The sequence below is a fragment of the Micromonospora sp. ZG13 genome (genome assembly GCF_059359355.1).
The window spans coordinates 307,400-325,136 of sequence record NZ_JCADBQ010000004.1 but is presented as its reverse complement, the minus strand read 5'-3'; the positions used below and the strand labels follow the sequence as shown (position 1 = coordinate 325,136).

The window sequence follows — 17,737 nt, the reverse complement described above, 5'->3', positions numbered from 1 at the left end:
CCCCGCTCAACCGAGGGGGCGGCTGTCGCGGTCCAGCTCGCCCTCGGCGTCGGCGAGCGCGTCGGCGTCGATCTGCTCGGCGAAGTCGGCCGCCTCGGCGCTCTGTGCGGCGAGCGCGTCCTTCACCGCCCGGATCGCCACGCCCGGCGGGTAGCCCTTGCGGGCCAGCATGGCCACCAGCCGCCGGAAGACGGCGTCCGGCTCGCCCCGGGCGGTGCGCAGCTTCCGCTCGACCAGGACGCGGGCGGTCTCGGCCTCGGTCTCCTCGTCCAGCTCGCCGAGGGCCTCGCTCGCGACCTCGCCGTCCACCCCGCGCTGGCGCAGCTCGTTGGCCAGCGCCCGGCGGGCCAGGCCCCGGCCGGAGTGCCGGCTGGCCACCCAGGCCCGGGCGAACGCGGCGTCGTCGATGATGCCGACCTCGTCGTAGCGGTCGAGCACCTCCGCCGAGACCTCGTCGGAGACGCCCCGCTTCGCCAGCGCCCCGGCCAACTCGGCCCGGGTGCGGGGTCGGACGGCGAGCTGGCGCAGGCAGATCTCCCGTGCCAGCTCGGCCTCGTCGCGCGGCGGGGTCGGGGGCGCCTCGGGGTCGGTGTCGCCGGTCCGGCCGCGCCGGGCCCGGCGGGGCCGGGGCGTGTCGTCGTCACCCGCGCGGGCGGGACTGGCATCCCAGCCCCGCCCGGTGCGGGCGCGTCTTCCTGCCACAGGTCAGGGACCGGTCAGAAGTCGACCGGCGGCAGCTCCGGGCCGCCGGCGGCGTCACCCGCGCCGACCCCGACGCCGAGCTTCTCCAGGATCTTCTTCTCGATCTCGGCGGCCACGTCCGGGTTCTCCCGGAGGAACTCGCGGGCCTTCTCCTTGCCCTGGCCCAGCTGGTCGCCGTCGTAGGTGTACCAGGCGCCGGACTTGCGGATGATCGCCTGCTCGACGCCGACGTCGATCAGCGAGCCCTCGCGGGAGATGCCCTTGCCGTACATGATGTCGAACTCGGCCTGCTTGAACGGCGCGGCGACCTTGTTCTTCACGACCTTGACCCGGGTGCGGTTGCCGACCACGTCGGTGCCGTCCTTGAGGCTCTCGATGCGGCGCACGTCGAGCCGGACCGAGGCGTAGAACTTCAGCGCCCGACCACCCGTGGTGGTCTCGGGGCTGCCGAACATCACGCCGATCTTCTCGCGGAGCTGGTTGATGAAGATCGCCGTGGTGCCGGTGTTGTTGAGCACACCGGTGATCTTCCGCAGCGCCTGGCTCATCAGCCGGGCCTGGAGACCCACGTGGCTGTCGCCCATCTCGCCCTCGATCTCGGCGCGCGGCACCAGCGCGGCCACCGAGTCGATGACGATGATGTCGATCGCGCCGGAGCGGACCAGCATGTCCGTGATCTCCAGCGCCTGCTCGCCCGTGTCGGGTTGGGAGACCAGCAGGGCGTCGGTGTCGACGCCGAGGGCCTTGGCGTATTCCGGGTCGAGCGCGTGCTCGGCGTCGACGAAGGCGGCGATGCCGCCGGCCCGCTGGGCGTTGGCCACCGCGTGCAGCGCCACCGTGGTCTTACCGCTGGACTCCGGGCCGTAGATCTCGACGACCCGACCCCGGGGCAGACCGCCCACGCCGAGCGCCACGTCGAGCGCGATCGAACCCGTCGGAATCACCGAGGTCTGGACGACCGGCCGCTCTCCGAGCCGCATCACCGAACCCTTGCCGAACTGCTTGTCGATCTGAGCGAGAGCAAGGTCGAGTGCCTTCTCCCGATCGGGCCCTGCGGCCATGTTTGCCACCCCTGCCTTCGCCGGCGTCTTTCCTGAGCTTCGCGTCACGCGGACACGCTAGGCGCTGGGTCCGACAGAAAACCAGCCGACCGGCCGTGAGCTGTGGACGAGCGCCCCGCTGTGGACAATAGCCGAACAGGTGTACGAGTCGGCAAGCGACACGCGGAAGCGACGAAACGGCTGCTCAGCGTAGTCGCGCGGGCACCCGGTCGGGATAGGCGGCGCAGACCGCGCGCCAGACCACGTGGGTCTGCTCACCCGACGCCAGAGCCTGCTCGACGGTCCGCCCGCCGAGCTGCGCGAGCACCTGGTCGCGGGCGATGCTGGCCGCGTAGCCGGGCCCGAACGCCTCCTCCAGCCGGGACCAGAAGTCGGTCAACCGCACGTGATCATTCCTCCTCGTCCGGTGCGCCCACCGGCACCGGCCGCAACGCTAGCGTCACCAGGGGCACCACCGCGACCGCCGCGAGCCCGGTGAGCACCGGATAGCCGGCCGCCGCCACGACAAACCCGCTGACCGCCCCCGCGCCGGCGCCGGCCAGGCCCATCGTCAGGTCCGAGAGCCCCTGCACGCTCGGCCGGATCCCCACCGGCACCGACTCCGACAGCAGCGTCGAGCCCGCCACCATGGTCCCCGACCAACCCAGCCCGAGCAGGAACAGCCCGACCGAGAGCCGGGCCGTGTGGTGCCCTGCCGTGCCGGCGACCGCGCACGCCGCGAGCAGCAGCCCGACGCCGCCGAGGATCACCGCCCGGCGGCCGACCCGGTCGGTGAGCCAGCCCGCCACCGGGGCGAGGGCGTACATGCCGGCGATGTGCAGGCTCAGCACGAGACCGACCACCCGCAGCACGTCGGCGTCGTCGTGCCACTCGTGCAGGCGTACCGGGGTCATCACCATCACCGCGACCATGACCAGGTGGCCGACCGCCACCGCGACGATGCCGAGCCGGGCGGCCGGCCGCGTGCGTACCACCGACCAGGCGGCCCGCATGCCCGCGCTGTGCCGGGCGGTCGCCGCCGGCGTCGCGACGGGGGCCGGCGGGGTGGCGGCCGCCGCCAGCCGGCGCGCGGTGAGCAGCGGGTCCGGCCGCAGCAGCGCCAGGATCGCCCCGGCGGCCAGCGCGAGCGCGGCGGCGCTGAACGCGAACGGGCCGGCCAGCGGCGGCAGCCCCCAGCCGCTGGTGGTGCGGTCGGCGAGCGAGGCGAAGTTCGGCGCGGCGACCGCGCCGATGGTGGTGGCCCAGACGATCAACGAGAGCTGCCGGCCGCGGCGCGCGGGGACCGCCAGGTCGACCGCCGCGTAACGGGCCTGGAGGTTGGCCGCGCTGCCGCCGCCGAACAGGAGCATGCCGAGGAAGAGCAGCGGAACCCAGCGGGTCACCGCGGCGAGGACCACCAGCACGCCGCCGGCGGCGCCCGTCAGGTACGCCACGACCAGGCCTGGTCGCCGGCCCCGGACGGTCATGATCCGGGTGACCGGCACGGCCAGCAACGCCCCGCCGACCACGGCGGCGCTGCTGACCAGGCCCGCGACGGCGGTGCCGGCGACGTCGGAGGCGAGCAGCGCCCCGACGGCGACGCCGATGGTCACCCCGATCCCGCCGATGATCTGGGTGGCGAAGAGCAGCCGAAGCGTACGCCGCTGGATGGGCGCGACGTCGGGCGCGGCGAGCGGCGCGGCCAGGTCGGTGGCCATGGCGGCTCCTTCGAGGTAAGGGGCGAGATGCCGTCTCATCCTTGCGCACCCGCCCCGCCGCCCGGCAGCCGGTTGACGGGTTACAGCCCGAGGCCCCGACCGATGATCTCCTTCATGATCTCGGTGGTGCCGCCGTAGATGGTCTGCACCCGCCCGTCCAGCCAGGCCTTCGCCACCGGGTACTCCAGCATGTAGCCGTAGCCGCCGTGCAGCTGCACGCAGCGGTCGGCGACCCGGTTCTGCAACTCGGTGGTCCACCACTTCGCCTTGGCCGCGTCGGTGACCGAGAGCCGGCCGGCGTCGTACTCCGCGACGCAGTGGTTGACGAAGGTGCGGGCGATGGTGACCTCGGTGTCGAGCTCGGCGAGCAGGAAGCGGTTGTGCTGGAACGCGCCGATCGGCCGGCCGAACGCCTGCCGGGAACGCGCATAGTCGAGGGTGACGGCGAGCAGCCGCTCGGCGGCGGCCACCGCGGCGACGGCGATGCTGAGCCGCTCCCGGGGCAGGTTGGCCATCAGGTGGTAGAAGCCGTGGTTCTCGGTGCCGATCAGGTTCTCCGCCGGCACCCGGCAGTCGTCGAAGAACAGCTCGGCGGTGTCGTTGGCCTTGAGCCCGACCTTGGCCAGCCGCCGGCCCCGGGAGAAGCCGGGCGTACCGCTCTCCACGGCGATCAGGCTCACCCCGTGCGCGCCCTGGTCCGGGGCGGTACGCACGACCACGACCACCAGGTCGGCCATCTCGCCGTTGGTGATGAAGGTCTTCTGGCCGTTGAGCACCCAGCCGTCGCCGTCGCGGACCGCGCTCGTACGGATGCCGGCCAGGTCGGAGCCGGCGCCCGGCTCGCTCATCGCGATCGCGGTGACCAGGTCGCCGGAGCAGAACCCGGGCAGCCAGCGCTTGCGTTGCTCGTCCGTGGTGAGTTCGGTCAGGTACGGCGCCACCACGTCGTTGTGCAGGCCGAAGCCGAGCCCGGTGCAGCCGGCGGCGACGATCTCCTCGTCCAGCACGGCGTTGAACCGGAAGTCGCGCTGCCCGCCGCCGCCGTACTCCGTGTCGACGTCCATGCCCAGCAGGCCGGCGGCCCCGGCGCGGCGCCACACCTCGCGGTCGACGATCCCGTCGGCCTCCCAGCGCTCGTGGTGGGGCACCGCCTCGCGGGTCAGGAACTCGCGGCACAGCTCGCGGAACTCCTCGTGGTCGCGCTCGTAGAGATGCTGCTCCATGGCGGCAAGTGTGGCACCGCTCACCCGCCCTGCCCAGGGCCGCCGAGCGAGCGTTCCAGTCGGCGCACCCTGGCCAGGGTCAGGGCGGCGACGCCGAGCACGGCGGCGAGGACGGTGCCGAGCAGGCCGGCGGTCAACGGCCGGTCGAGCGCCGCCGCGAGCGCGGCCAGCCCGCCGAAGAGCGCGACGCCGCCTGCCAGGCCGAGCACCGCCCCGCGCCGGGCCACGGGCAGGTGGTCGACCGTAGCCGCCCGGGCCTGCTCGTCGGCCGGGAGCTGGCCCCGATGCAGCGCGCGGCGGGCCGCCTCCCACGCCGGATCACGGTCGGCCCGCACGACCCAGCCGAGGGCCAACGGGAACAGCCCCCAGGGCACGCCGCCCACCCCCGCGCCGAGCAGGGCCTCCGCCGGGGAACGACCGGAGCCATCGAGCAGCCGCGCCACGAACCAGGCGACGGTGGCGAGCGCGGCGGCCAGCACGTACGGGCCGGGCGCGCCCAGCCGGATCAGTGGCGGACGGCGGGTGCGGCGGGGGGACATGCCCGGAGCGGTACCCGGTCACCCCCGCAGGCACTCCCCGCGCCCGCCGATGCTGGCCGGTCCTGCCGCTGAGCCAGGGACGCGGGCTTCAGCGGGCGAAGAAGCGACCGGGGTGGGCCGGGCGCTTCCTTTGGAGCTGATGTCACAAACGCATCAGCGCTCCGGACGCCCTGATGTCGCAAACGACTCAGCTCGAAAGGGCCGGCGCGGCAATCCCAGCGCGGGCCTGCGCCCTCGCATCGACCGAAGCCCGGGCCGCCGAGAGCCTGCTGCGCGGTCGACGCCTCGCTACCGGCCGGCGAGGGCGCGGGCGGCCACGGTGAGGTCGGCGACCAGCCCCTCGTACGCCTTGTCCTGGTCGTCCGCGCGCAGCACGGCGGACGGGTGGATGGTGGCCAGCAGCCGGGCCGGCGGGGCGTCCGCGACGGCGCCCGTGGAATCCACCGGCACCCGCCGGAAGTCCTCCGGGTGCTGGGCCGACTCCGGCCAGGGCAGCAGCTCGCCGCGCTGGCGGGTGACCCGGAACGTCGGGCCGAGCAGGGCCTTGGCGGCGGTGGCGCCCAGCACCACCACGATCTCAGGGCGGAGCTGGGCGAACTCGGCCACCAGCCAGGGCCGGCAGGCGGTGACGTGCACCCGGTCCGGGGTCTGGTGGATGCGTCGCCCGCCGCGCAGCTCGAAGCGGAAGTGCTTCACCGCGTTGGTGAGGTAGATGTGGCCGGGGTCGAGCCGGGCGTCGTCGACCGCCTTGCGCAGCAGCCGGCCGGCGGGGCCGACGAACGGCAGGCCCTTCTGGTCCTCCAGGTCGCCGGGCTGCTCGCCCACGAAGACCACCCGCGCGCCGGCCTCGCCGCGACCGAAGACGGTCTGCGACGCGTCCCGGTAGAGCTCGCAGCCCCGGCAGCCGGCGGCGGCGGCGCGCAGGTCGTCGAGGGTGTCGGCGCGCGCCGGGATGAACTTCTGCGCGCCCGGCGCGGTCTCGGTCTGCTCGGCCATGACGACTGTTCTACCCGGTGCGGGAGGGAACACGCGCTCCCCCCTCACGCCGTGAAGTCGGCGGCGGGGGCGGGCCGGACCGCCCGGGCCACCGCCTCGGCCAGCTCCGGGATCTCCGCCTCGGCCAGCGAACTGACGGTGATCCGCAGCGCCGGCGGGCCGGCGATGCGGTGCAGCGCGCCGGGCGCGACCGCCCAGCCGGCGTCGCGCAGCGCGGTCAGCACGCTCGTCTCGTCGTCGACCGGCAGCCAGACGTTGATGCCGCTGCGCCCGTGGGCGGTCAGGCCGTGGTCGGCGAGCGCCCCGATCAGCGCCGCGCGCCGCCGCTCGTAGCTGCCGGCGGCCCGGTCCACCAGCGCGGCCACGGCGGGGTCGCGCCAGAGCGCCAGGACCAGCCGTTGCAGCACCGTGGAGACCCAGCCGGCGCCGACCCGGGCGCGCCCGGCCACCCGGGCCACGGTGGTCTCGTCGCCCACCAGCACGGCCAGCCGCAGGTCGGGGCCGAACGGCTTGCTCACCGAGCGGACGAAGGCCCACGTCGGGGTCGCCCCGGCGAGCGGGTGCAGCGGTACGCGGGCCAGTTCGGCGGCGTGGTCGTCCTCGATCAGCAGCAGGTCGGACCGCCCGGCGAGCAGGGCGCGCAGCTCGCCGGCCCGTTCGGCGGAGACCGCCGCGCCGGTGGGGTTCTGGGCCCGGCTCGTCACGATCAGCGCCCGCGCGCCGGCGGCGAGGGCGGCGCCGACCCCGGCGACGAGCGGACCGTCGTCGTCGACCGGCACGCCGATCGGCCGCAGTCCGAGCGCGGCGACCAGGTCGAGCAGGTTGGCCCAGCCCGGGTCCTCGACCGCGACCGCGTCCCCGGGGCGCAGGTGCGCGCCGAGCAGCCGCTCGATGCCGTCCAGCGCCCCGCCGGTGACGGTCAGCTCCGCTGCCGGTACGCCGTCGGCGGCCAGCCGCTCGCGGGCCGCCTCGGCCAGCTCGGGCAGCACCCCGGCGGCCGGGTAGCCGACCGGCTCGCCCGCAGCGGCGGCCAGGCCGGCGAGGTGTGCCCCGAGGGGTGGCAGCAACCGCACGTCCGGCTCGCCCCGGGAGAGGTCGCGCAGGCCGGCAGCGGGCGGCGGGCGCAGCGCGGAGCGGCGGGCCGCCACGGGCGGCCGGGGCCGGACCCGGGTGCCGTGCCGGCCGGCGGTGACCACCAGGCCCCGCTGGCGCAGCTCCTGGTAGGCGCGGGCGGCGGTGGCGGGGCTCACCGCGAGCCGGGCGGCGAGCTCGCGCACCGGCGGCAGCGCGTCGCCGGGGGCGAGGGCGGCGGAGCGGATGCCCGATTCGATGCTGGCCGAAATCTCGGCGGCCGTCGTACCGGCGAACTGATAGCGTGCTGACACAAATCATGGATTGTACTAGAACAAAGGTCGAGCCATGTACGCACCCACCGACCGGACCACCGCCAGCCGCTCCCGGGAGCGGATGAGCTACGACGAGGCCGCCGCGCACGCCGTCCTCGACGAGGCGTACGACTGCGCGCTCGGGTTCACCGTCGACGGCGAGCCCCGCGTGCTGCCCACCCTGCACGTGCGCATCGGTGACACCCTCTACCTGCACGGCTCCACCGGCAGCCGGCCGCTGCTCGCCGCCCGGGGCGAGGGGCTGCCGGTCTGCGTCGCCGTCACCCTGCTCGACGGCCTCGTCTACGGCCGCTCGCAGTTCCACCACAGCGCCAACTACCGCTCGGTCGTGGCGCACGGCACCGCGCGGCTGGTCGCCGACGAGCGGGAGAAGCTGCGGATGCTGACCGCCCTGGTGGAGAAGGCCGCCCGGGGGCGCAGCGCCGACAGCCGTCCGCCCTCGCGCCGGGAGCTGGCCGAGACGGCCGTGCTGGCCCTGCCGCTTCGGGAGGTGTCGGTGCGCGCCCGCGCCGGCGGCGTGCGCGACGAGGAGACCGACCTCGCCCTGCCGCACTGGGCCGGCGTGGTGCCGCTGCGGCTGACCGCCGGGGCGCCCGAGCCCGACGCCGGGGTGGGCGTGCCGGTGCCGGCGTACCTGCGGGAGCGGACCTCGCCGTGGCTCGATCCGGCGGTGCTGCGCGGGGAGCACGTGCTGCTGGAACCGCTCGACCTCGCGCACGCCGACGAGCTGCACGCCGCGACCGCCGACCCGGAGGTCTGGCGGCACCTCGGCAGCCCGCAGCCGGCCGACCCCGCCGGCACCGCCGAGGGGATCGCCGTCGCCCTGGCCGCCCACCGGCGGGGCGAGCGGGTGCCGTGGGTGCAGCGCTGCGCGGTGACCGGCGCCGTGGTTGGCACGACCTCCTTCTACGAGGTGGACCCGGAGCGCCGGGCGGTGGCGATCGGCTACACCTGGCTGGGCCGGCCCTGGTGGCGCACCGGGATCAACACGGAGGCGAAGCTGCTGCTGCTCGCCCGCGCCTTCGAGGAGCTGGGCGCGGTACGGGTGGTCTGGCACACCGACATCCGCAACGAGCGCTCGCAGCGGGCGATCGAGCGCCTCGGTGCGTCCCGCGAGGGGGTGCTGCGCCGGCACCGGCTCCGCCCGGACGGCTCCTGGCGGGACACCGTGCAGTATTCGATGACCGTCGACGAGTGGCCGAACGCACAGGTCACGCTGCGGGAAAGGCTTCGCCGGGCGGCACCCGTGGCCTCATGATGGCGGGCGTGCTGGGTATCACCGACATCTGGACGTACGTGCTGGGCACCGTGGCGATCGTTCTGCTGCCCGGGCCCAACTCCCTCTTCGTGCTCTCCACCGCCGCCCAACGGGGCGTGAGGGCCGGCTACCGGGCCGCCGGCGGGGTCTTCGTCGGCGACTGGGTGCTCATGGTCCTCTCCGCCGCCGGCGTGGCGTCGCTGGTCCAGGCGTACCCGCCGCTCTTCCTCGTGATCAAGTACGCCGGCGCCGCGTACCTCGGCTATGTGGGGTTGACGATGCTGCGCGGCGCGTGGCGGCGCTGGCGGACGCGCAACGACCCGGCCACCCCGCGGCTCATCGACGCCGCGGAGCCGGCGGCGCTGCGCAGCCCGTTCCGCAAGGCGCTGGTGATCAGCCTGCTCAACCCGAAGGCGATCCTCTTCTTCGTCTCGTTCTTCATCCAGTTCGTGGACCCGGGCTACGCCTGGCCGGCCCTGTCGTTCCTGCTGCTCGGGCTCATCGCCCAGGTCACCAGCGCGCTCTACCTGACCGCGCTGATCTTCACGGGCACGTTCCTGGCGGCCCAGTTCCGCCGGCGCCACCGCCTGGCCGCCGGCGCCACCACGGGTGTCGCCGCGCTCTTCCTCGGCTTCAGCCTCAAGCTGGCCACCGCCAGCGCCTGACCCGGCGGGGCCGCCGGCACGCCCTGGCCCTGCCGGGACGGTCGCCGCCTGACTCTGCCGGGGCGGTGCCTCGCCGCCCCGCTCGGGTCAGGTGCCGTCGCCGCCGCCGGAGCCGCCGCCGGCCGTGCCGCCCAGGCCGAAGCCGGGGTGGATCGGCTCGTCCGGCGGGCGGCTGACGTGCGCCGACTCGGAGATGGTCGCGGACCAGTCGGCGTGCGCGGCGGCCGCCGCGTGCCGGTTGATCGCCGCGCGCAGCCAGGCGTCCACGGTCGCGACCCAGTCCCGCTGCTCGGCGCCGGTGTGCCAGACCCGGAACCGGCTGATGCTCTGGTGGGTGATCCCGGCCAGGGCCAGCCGCCGGTCCAGCCAGAGGATCACCTCCAGGCCGGCCGGCTCGGCGATGAAGATCAGCTCCAGCTCGGTGATCGGTCCGGCGTAGAGCGGCGCCACCCAGTAGCCCAGCCGCTGGTGCAGGGGCAGGGTCTGCGCCACCCCCGGCAGCCGCACGTCGACCAGGCCGGCCTGGCGCATGCTGAAGCCGAGCGTGTCGAGGGCCGCCAGGACGTGCGCCTGGGTGGGCAGCGGGTGCACGAAGACCGGCACCATCGCGCCCTGGTCGAGCCCCGGCCCGACAGCCACCTCCGTACGCAGCCCCATCCGCAGGCTGAGCAGGGGCACCCCGCCGAAGACGGTCACGGGGGTCTCCCACGGCAGCGGGAACTCGAACGGGATCGAGCGGCCCCGCCCGGCGCGCAGCACGAAGGCGCCAGCCACCGTGGCCTGGTGGAACTGCACCAGGCGACGGGGCGCCTCCGGGTCGTCCGGTTCGGCCGTGGTGACCAGGCCGAGCCGGACGTGCAGGACGGGTACGTCGGTGGAGCCGGCGACGACGGTGACCCGCCCCGGCAGCCGGAGCCCGGGGCGGGTGCTCGGGTTGGCCAGGGCCGTGCGCACCGACAGTCCGGTCCCGCCGGACTCGGGCGACACCCCCGTCAACCGCACGGCACTCCCCCGTCCACGACCGGGCCGCGCCTGCCCGTCACCCCCCATGGTCGCGGACCTCGCCCGGGCCCCTCCATGGTCGCGGACCCGGCGGGTGGCCGCCCCGACTTCGGCGAACAGCGGCCACCCCTCCGGTCTCATCTCATGCGTCGCCCGCGCGGCACCGGGTCGGTCTCGTCGTCGAACTCGCCGATGACCTCCTCCAGCAGGTCCTCCAGCGCGACGAAGCCGACCGGCCGGGCCGGCCCGCCGCCGTTGCGCACCAGCGCGAGCTGGGACTGCCGGGCGCGCATCTCCGCCACCGCCTCGGTCACCGACGCCGTGGCCGGCAGGGTGAGGGCGTTGGTCATCAGGTCCCCGGCGGTGACCGTACGGCCCGTGGTGGTGGCCCGCACCGCCTCCCGGACGTGGACCAGGCCGCAGACGTCGCCGCTGGCGTCCAGCACGGCCAGCCGCGACCGGCCGCTGTCCCGGCTGACCTGCTCGATGCGGTCGGCTCCCTCGTCGCGGCGCACCGTCACCATCTGGTCGAACGGCTCCATCACCTGCGCCACCGTGGTGCCCTGGAGTTCCAGCATGCTGGTGAGCATCTCGTGCTGTTCGGCGCCCAACAGGCCGTGCTCGCGGGACTGCTCCAGCAGCATCCGCAGCTCGTCCGGGCCGTGCACCTGGGCGAGCTGGTCCTGCGGGTTGACCTTGACCAGCCGCAGCATCGCGTTGGCCAGCGCGTTCATCACCGACAGCACCGGCCGGGCGACCCGCGCGAAGGCGCGGAACGGCAACGCCAGCAGCACCGCCGAGCGCTCCGGGTGGGTGATCGCCCAGGACTTCGGCGCCATCTCCCCGACCACCAGGTGCAGGAAGGTGACGACGCTCAGCGCGAAGATCAGCGCGATCACGTGGCTCGCGGCGTCCGGCAGCCCGACCGCGTGCAGCAGCGGGCTCAGCAGGTGCTCGATCGCCGGTTCGGCGAGCGCGCCGAGACCCAGGGTGCACAGGGTGATGCCGAGCTGCGCGCCGGCGAGCATGAGCGACAGCTCACGTACGCCGTCCAGCGCGGCCCGGGCGGCCCGGCCGCCACCGGCGGCGGCGTGCTCCAGCCGGTAACGCTTGCTGGCCACCAGGGCGAACTCGGCGGCCACGAAGAAGCCGTTCAGCGCCAGCAGGATCACCGACGTGAAGAGCGCGATGCCGGGGCTCACGCGGACACCTCCCCGGGCTCGGCGATCCGCAGCCGGACGGAGTCGGCCACGTGCCGGTCGACGGCCAGCACCTCGACCAGGGCGCGCGGTCCTTCCGCGCCGTCCTCGCCGTCGGCCGGCAGGCTGATCTCCAGCCGGTCACCGACCTCGGGGACGCGCCCCAGCTCCCGCATGACCAGGCCGGAGAGCGTGTCGTACTCCGGGGCCTCGGGCAGTTCGATGCCGGTGCTGTCGGCGACCTCGTCGATGCGCCAGCGGGCCGGCACCACCCAGGAGCCATCCGCCTGGCGGGCCGGGGCCCGCTCCGGCGGGTCGTCCTCGTCCCGGATCGGGCCGACGAGTTCCTCGGCGATGTCCTCCAGCGTGATCACGCCGGCGAAGCCGCCGTACTCGTCGACCACGCAGGCGAGCTGCCGGTGGCCGGAGCGCAGGCGGTCCAGCACGGTCGGCAGCGGCAGCGTCTCCGGCACCAGGAGCGGAGGGCCGGCGACCGCGCTGACCGGGGTGCTCGCGCGCTTCTCCGGAGGTACGCCGAGCACGTCGGCGATGCCGACCACGCCGACGAGGTCGTCGACCCCCTCGGTACCGCGTACGGGGAAGCGGGACTTGCCGGTGTCCAGCAGCTCGACGACCCGGCTGAGCGGCTCGTGCGCGCGTACGGTGTGCACGTCGACGCGGGGCACCATGGCCTCGCCCGCGGTGAGCCCCCGGAAGTCGAGCCCCCGGTCGAGCAGCGTGGACATCTCGGCGGTCAGGTGCCCCTCCTGGCGGGACTCGGCGATGATCTGTTCCAGGTCCTGCGGGGTGGCGCCGCTGGGCAGCTCCTCGATCGGCTCGATGCCGACGCGACGCAGCAGCCGGACCGCGGCCCGGTCGAAGAGCTTGATCAGCGGGCCGGCGATCTTGAGGTAGAACAGGGTGGAACTGCTCAGGGCCTTCGCGAGGGGCTCGGCCCGGGCGATGGCGAGGTTCTTCGGGGCCAGCTCACCGAGGACCATCTGCACCACGGTGGCGAGGACCAGGGCCAGGGCGACCGAGAGCGGCAGGCTGACCGCCGTCGAGATGCCGGCGCCCCCGAGCAGCTCGGCCAGACCGGCGCCGAGGAACGGCTCGGCGACGTAACCGACCAGCAGGGCGGTGACGGTGATGCCGAGCTGGGCGCCGGAGAGCATGAACGACAGCCGCCCGGTCACCTCCAGCGCCCGGGCGGCGGCCTTGTCGCCGTCGTCGGCCAGCTGCTTGAGCCGGCCGCGGTCCACGGCGACGTAGCCGAACTCCTGGGCCACGAAGTAGCCCGTGGCGACGGTGAGAACGATGATGAGGAGAAGACCAACGACGATCAACACGGGTCGCTCAGGGCTCCCGGGGACGTCGGGGTCGGGATACGCCGGGCACGACCCGGCTGGCTACTGCTGCCCTCCTGGGCAGAAGAGTCGATCATGCGGCCCATTTTATCGGGATCGGCTGGATATCCGCTGAAGGTGTGCCGAAGGCCCCCGACACCGGCCGGTCGGGGGCCTCTTCCGGCGTCAGCTCTGGGTGATCTTCACGTCGTCGACGGCCGCCTCGACGAGGCTGGCGCCGCTGGCGTCGGCCGCGTCGATCACGATCCGTACGGTCTGTCCCCGCAGGGCGGAGACGTCGACGCTGGCGCTCTGCCAGACCGCCGCCCGGTTGGTCGCGGCCCCGGTCGCGTTCAGCGCCGTGACGGTGCCGCTGCCCACCACCCGTACGCGCAGGTAGTCGGCGCTGCTGGCGTTGTTCAGGTGGGCCAGGTACCAGGAGAACGAGAGGTTCAGGGTGCCGGTCGACGGCAGCGTGATGGCCGGCGACTGGATGGTGCTCACCCCGCCGTCGAGGTCGTACGCCCCGGCGCTGCTGCCGGCGAGCGGCCCGGTGACCAGGTCGTAGCTGCCGCTGACGGTCGTGCCGAGCTGGGTGGCCACGCCGGAGCTGGTGGCCGCCGGGTCGCCGCGCTCCCACCGGCCGAGGGTGGCGGTGTCCGTGCCCGCCGGGTCGGCGGTCCACCCGGTGGCGGTCTCGAAGGTGTCGCTGAAGACGGTGGTGCCCGGCGGGGTGCCGGTGCCGGCCAGCGCCCACACCGTGTACGCGATGGCGTCGGCGTTGCGGTCCAGCGCGGTGTCGTTGATGTTGCTGGTGGTGTCGCAGGAGCGGTGGTAGCACGGGTCGAACGCCTGGCCGGCCGTGCCGCCCCAGAGCGAGGCCTGGGCGCTGGACTTGGTGCCCTCGGCGCCGGTGAAGGTGCCGCCGGCCGGGATGCCGACGTTGATGAACGGCCCGTAGTCGCTGCGGCCGTCGAAGTCGGTGCCCCGGGTGGGCACGCCGATCGAGCTGAAGTACGCCTGGATGGTCTGCTCGATCTGCGCCGAGCCGGCCGGGCCGGGGCCGGAGCCCACCCCGTCGGAGTTGTCGCCGTCGTAGACGAAGTAGCCGGCGTTGGGTGAGCCGACCATGTCGAAGTTCAGGTACTGCTTGATCTTGGTGCGCTCGGTCGACGGCAGGTTGTTCACGTAGTACTGGGAGCCGCGCAGCCCGAGTTCCTCGGCGCCCCACCAGCCGAAGCGCAGGTGCTTGGTGGGGGTGAAGCCGCTGCGGGCCACCGCGAGCGCGGTCTCCAGGATCGCGGCCGAGCCGGAGCCGTTGTCGTTGATCCCGGGGCCGGCGGTGACGCTGTCCAGGTGCGCCCCGGTCATGACCACCTGGTTCGGGTCTCCGCCGGGCCAGTCGGCGATCAGGTTGTAGCCGGTGGCGCCGCCGTAGCTGAACGACTGCACCACGGTGGTGAACCCGGCGGCGTCGAGCTTGCCCTTGACGTAGTTGACCGAGGCGAGGTAGCCGGGGCGACCGTGCGCCCGGTTCCCGCCGTTGGCGGTGGCGATGGACTGGAACTGGGACAGGTGCGCCTTCACGTTGGCCAGCGGGATGTCCGGGGCCGCGGCGAGCGCCGCGGGGGCGGCGGGAACCGTGGTGGTGGGCGCGGCGGTCGCCGAGGAGGCGGTCACGACCGTCGCCGCCGCCACGGCCAGCGCGGCCAGCCAGGCGGAGCGGGGGGTGCGGGGTCTCATTGGTCCTCCGGGGTCCGGTGGTCCCGGTCCCGCCGGGTGGGCGGTGACCGGCGGACGGCCGTTGATCGACAGCCATCACTGCGAAAGCGTGCAGCGGGGCAGACCACCCGGCAAGACGCAAGACTCAGATTCGTCGCAGTCCCCGAATTGGGACGCCACCGATGCGATCCCCCGGAGGCCGCGGGTCAGGACGGATCGCCCCCGCCACCCGCACGGCGGTCGGCGGGCGCGAGTTCGTCGGCGTCGAGCAGGGCCGGCTCGACCCGGCCGGCGCGGTACGCGGCCCGGCCGATCATCTGCGCCGCCACGGGAGCGGTGGCCAACTGGAAGATCCCGACCAGCGCCACCATGCCCAGGTCGGCCGGGGTACGCAGCCGCAGCGCCACGCCGAGCAGAAGGAGCAGCACCCCGAGCACCTGCGGCTTGGTCGCGGCGTGCATCCGGTCCAGCGTGCCCGGGAAGCGCAGCACCCCGATCCCCGCGGCGAGGCTCAGCAGCGCGCCGGCCACCAGGCAGCCGCCGCCCAGCCAGTCGGCCAGCGTGCCCCACATCAGGCCTCCCCGTCCTCGCGGACGGCGAAGCGGACCAGCGACACCGACCCGACGAAGCCGAGCATGGACAGCGCCACCAGCACCGGCAGGGTGGTGGCGTGACGGTTCACCGCGGCCTCCGCGCCCACCGCGCCCACCATCGTGGCGAGCAGCATGTCGGCCGCGACCACCCGGTCGATCAGCGACGGCCCGCGGTAGAGCCGGATCAGGGCCAGCAGCGCGGTCACCGAGAACAGGAGGGTGAGGATGGCGGCGAGTAACGTGGTCACGGTTCGGGTCCCCTCTCGACGGGATCGGCGCTGACCCGACGGACCTCGGCGGCGGAGCCGACGGCGCGCACGAGCCGCCGCTCGACGGCGAGGATCCGCCGCCGGCTGCCCCTGAGGTCCTGCGGGCCGCGGGTGTCGAACACGTGCACGTAGAGGACCCCGGTGTTGCGGTCGACCTCGACGATCAGCGTGCCCGGCACCAGCGACAGCGCCTCGGCGGTGAGCGCCAGGTTCAGGTCGGTGTGCACCCGCAGGCGGACCGCGATGATCGCCGCCCGTGGCTGGTAGCCGGGCTGCACCGCGACCCGCGCGACGTGCGCGCTGGCGCTGACCAGTTCGCCGACGAAACGCACCACGAAGACCAGCAGCGGCCCGAGGCGCAACCGGCCGCCGAAGCTCACCGGCGGCAGCGGGAAGAACACCAGCACGGCGCCGGCCACCACCACCCCGCCCACGAGGTTGCCCCAGGAGAAGTCCCCCCACAGCAGGATCCATACCAGCACCAGCCAGCCGAAGGCGATCAGCTGGTCGCGCCGCCGCCCCCGCCCGCGCGGCGGTGCCTGCGGGCCCGGGGTCACGGGGCACCGGCCGGCAGCACGGAACGGATGTACGGGGTGCGCTCGCGCAGGTCGACCGCCGCGTCGGCGGTGACGTCGAACAGCGGCCCGGCGACGACGGTCAACGCCAGCCCCAGCCCGACCAGCGCGATCGTCGCGCCGACCATCAACGCCGGCAGGCGCACGACCGGCTCGGCGGTGGCCAGTTGCGGCGCGCGCCAGAAGGCGATGTTCCACACCCGCGAGGCCACGTAGAGGGTGAGCAGGCTGGTCACGGTCCCCGCCGCCACCAGCGCGCCGGGCAGCGGCTCGCCGGCCGCGACGCCGGCCTGGAGCAGGCCGAGCTTGCCGAGGAACCCGGAGAAGGGCGGAATCCCGGCGAGGTTCATGGCCGGGACGAAGAAGAGGACGCCGAGCAGCGGGGCCGCCCGGGCCAGCCCGCCGATGCGGCGCAGGTCGGTACTGCCGGCCCGCTCCTCGACGAGACCGGCGACCAGGAACAACGTGGTCTGGATGGTGATGTGGTGCACCACGTAGAAGATCGCGCCGGAGAGCCCGGCCACGGTGCTCAGCCCCACGCCGAAGATCATGTAACCGATGTGGCTGACCAGGGTGAAGGAGAAGAGCCGCTTCATGTCGGACTGGGCCACCGCGCCGAGGATGCCGACCAGCATGGTCAGTCCGGCCACCACCATCAGCGGCCCGGCGAGCTGACCGCCGGGGAACAGCAGCGTCTCGGTGCGGATGATCGCGTACACGCCGACCTTGGTGAGCAGGCCGGCGAAGACCGCCGTGACGGGGGCCGGGGCGGTCGGGTAGCTGTCCGGCAACCAGGCCGAGAGCGGGAAGACCGCCGCCTTGACCCCGAAGGCGAGCAGCAGCATCAGCTGGAGGGTCAGCCGTACGCCGTCGGGCAGCGCGTCCAGCCGGTGCGCCAGCTGGGCCATGTTCAGGGTGCCGGTGGCCGCGTACACCAGGCCCACCGAGGCGAGGAAGATCATCGAGGAGAGGATGCTGACCACCACGTACGTCGAGCCGGTGCGGATCCGGGTCTCGGTGCCGCCGAGGGTGATCAGCACGAAGCTCGCGGCGAGCAGGATCTCGAAGCCGACGAAGAGGTTGAACAGGTCGCCGGCGAGGAACGCGTTGGTCACGCCGGCGGTCAGCACCAGGTAGGTCGGGTGGTAGATGGTCACCGGCACGGTCTCGCCGAAGTCGCCCTGCCCCTGGCCGACGGAGTAGAGCAGCACGCACAGCGTCACCGCCGAGGAGACCACCAGCATCAGCGCGGCGAGCTGGTCCGCGACCAGCACGATACCCACCGGCGCCGGCCACCCGCCGACCTGGACCACCACCGGCCCGTGCCGGTACGCCTGCACCAGCAGCACCGCCGCCACCACCAGCGTGACCGCCAGGCAGGTGACGCTGACGACGCGTTGCAGCCCGGGCCACCGGAACAGCAGCAGGGTCAGCGCCGCGCCCAGCAGCGGCACCACCACGGGCAGCGGCACGAGCCGGCTCAT

The 17,737-nt window shown here is 74.3% G+C and carries 18 protein-coding genes; 2 read left to right on the top strand and 16 right to left on the bottom strand.

All coding sequences use genetic code 11. The annotated features are described in order from the left end of the window. Positions 1-6: 6 nt before the first annotated feature. The 8 genes from AC5L34_RS11945 to AC5L34_RS11910 all read right to left on the bottom strand — a co-directional run bounded on the left by AC5L34_RS11945 (position 7) and on the right by AC5L34_RS11910 (position 7,603). The gene (locus AC5L34_RS11945; protein ID WP_494824856.1) at positions 7-702 is read right to left on the bottom strand and encodes a regulatory protein RecX; all 696 of its coding nucleotides are present in this window, start codon (positions 700-702) and stop codon (positions 7-9) included. 14 nt (positions 703-716) lie between these two features. Further along, positions 717-1,763, bottom strand: coding sequence for a recombinase RecA (gene recA / locus AC5L34_RS11940; protein ID WP_089001435.1), 1,047 nt, complete (start codon positions 1,761-1,763; stop codon positions 717-719). A 184-nt stretch (positions 1,764-1,947) separates the two neighbouring features. Beyond that, complete coding sequence (locus AC5L34_RS11935; protein ID WP_089001436.1) at positions 1,948-2,148, bottom strand: DUF3046 domain-containing protein; 201 nt, start codon at positions 2,146-2,148, stop codon at positions 1,948-1,950. A 4-nt stretch (positions 2,149-2,152) separates the two neighbouring features. Then, a complete protein-coding gene (locus tag AC5L34_RS11930) occupies positions 2,153-3,460 on the bottom strand; it encodes an MFS transporter (RefSeq protein ID WP_494824854.1) in 1,308 nt (435 codons plus the stop codon). A gap of 80 nt (positions 3,461-3,540) precedes the next feature. Further along, positions 3,541-4,683, bottom strand: a complete 1,143-nt coding sequence (locus AC5L34_RS11925) for an acyl-CoA dehydrogenase family protein (protein ID WP_089001438.1) — start codon at positions 4,681-4,683, stop codon at positions 3,541-3,543. Between the two features lie 20 nt (positions 4,684-4,703). Further along, entirely contained in the window at positions 4,704-5,222 is a 519-nt protein-coding gene (locus AC5L34_RS11920; protein ID WP_441175272.1) for a hypothetical protein, read from the bottom strand. A 288-nt stretch (positions 5,223-5,510) separates the two neighbouring features. After that, the gene (locus AC5L34_RS11915) at positions 5,511-6,218 is read right to left on the bottom strand and encodes a UdgX family uracil-DNA binding protein (RefSeq protein ID WP_494824853.1); all 708 of its coding nucleotides are present in this window, start codon (positions 6,216-6,218) and stop codon (positions 5,511-5,513) included. 44 nt (positions 6,219-6,262) lie between these two features. Further along, entirely contained in the window at positions 6,263-7,603 is a 1,341-nt protein-coding gene (locus tag AC5L34_RS11910; RefSeq protein WP_494824851.1) for an aminotransferase class I/II-fold pyridoxal phosphate-dependent enzyme, read from the bottom strand. Between the two features lie 34 nt (positions 7,604-7,637). On the opposite strand from AC5L34_RS11910, the gene AC5L34_RS11905 reads away from it, so the two are divergent. Beyond that, positions 7,638-8,882 carry a bifunctional pyridoxamine 5'-phosphate oxidase family protein/GNAT family N-acetyltransferase gene (locus AC5L34_RS11905; protein ID WP_494824849.1) on the top strand — a complete coding sequence of 415 codons (1,245 nt, stop codon included), beginning with the start codon at positions 7,638-7,640 and terminating at the stop codon, positions 8,880-8,882. Further along, on the top strand, positions 8,879-9,547 hold the full coding sequence (gene leuE, locus AC5L34_RS11900) for a leucine efflux protein LeuE (protein WP_441175276.1): 669 nt from the start codon (positions 8,879-8,881) through the stop codon (positions 9,545-9,547). The genes AC5L34_RS11905 and leuE overlap by 4 nt, the downstream gene beginning before the upstream one ends. Before the next feature lie 87 nt (positions 9,548-9,634). Here leuE and AC5L34_RS11895 read toward each other — a convergent pair whose 3' ends face one another. The 8 genes from AC5L34_RS11895 to AC5L34_RS11860 form a co-directional block, all read right to left on the bottom strand. After that, positions 9,635-10,549, bottom strand: a complete 915-nt coding sequence (locus AC5L34_RS11895; RefSeq protein ID WP_494824847.1) for a sporulation protein — start codon at positions 10,547-10,549, stop codon at positions 9,635-9,637. A gap of 137 nt (positions 10,550-10,686) precedes the next feature. Continuing rightward, positions 10,687-11,751 (bottom strand): hemolysin family protein, encoded by a 1,065-nt coding sequence (locus AC5L34_RS11890; protein WP_441175278.1) that lies wholly within the window; start codon positions 11,749-11,751, stop codon positions 10,687-10,689. After that, complete coding sequence (locus AC5L34_RS11885) at positions 11,748-13,097, bottom strand: hemolysin family protein (RefSeq protein ID WP_441175279.1); 1,350 nt, start codon at positions 13,095-13,097, stop codon at positions 11,748-11,750. The genes AC5L34_RS11890 and AC5L34_RS11885 overlap by 4 nt, the downstream gene beginning before the upstream one ends. A 183-nt stretch (positions 13,098-13,280) precedes the next feature. After that, complete coding sequence (locus AC5L34_RS11880; protein WP_494824845.1) at positions 13,281-14,837, bottom strand: M28 family peptidase; 1,557 nt, start codon at positions 14,835-14,837, stop codon at positions 13,281-13,283. A gap of 185 nt (positions 14,838-15,022) precedes the next feature. Further along, complete coding sequence (gene mnhG, locus AC5L34_RS11875) at positions 15,023-15,388, bottom strand: monovalent cation/H(+) antiporter subunit G (RefSeq protein WP_441175281.1); 366 nt, start codon at positions 15,386-15,388, stop codon at positions 15,023-15,025. Next, positions 15,388-15,657, bottom strand: a complete 270-nt coding sequence (locus tag AC5L34_RS11870; RefSeq protein WP_441175282.1) for an MrpF/PhaF family protein — start codon at positions 15,655-15,657, stop codon at positions 15,388-15,390. Before AC5L34_RS11870 ends, mnhG begins: the two co-directional genes overlap by 1 nt. After that, on the bottom strand, positions 15,654-16,235 hold the full coding sequence (locus AC5L34_RS11865) for a Na+/H+ antiporter subunit E (RefSeq protein WP_441175283.1): 582 nt from the start codon (positions 16,233-16,235) through the stop codon (positions 15,654-15,656). Before AC5L34_RS11865 ends, AC5L34_RS11870 begins: the two co-directional genes overlap by 4 nt. After that, complete coding sequence (locus AC5L34_RS11860; RefSeq protein ID WP_441175284.1) at positions 16,232-17,737, bottom strand: Na+/H+ antiporter subunit D; 1,506 nt, start codon at positions 17,735-17,737, stop codon at positions 16,232-16,234. Before AC5L34_RS11860 ends, AC5L34_RS11865 begins: the two co-directional genes overlap by 4 nt.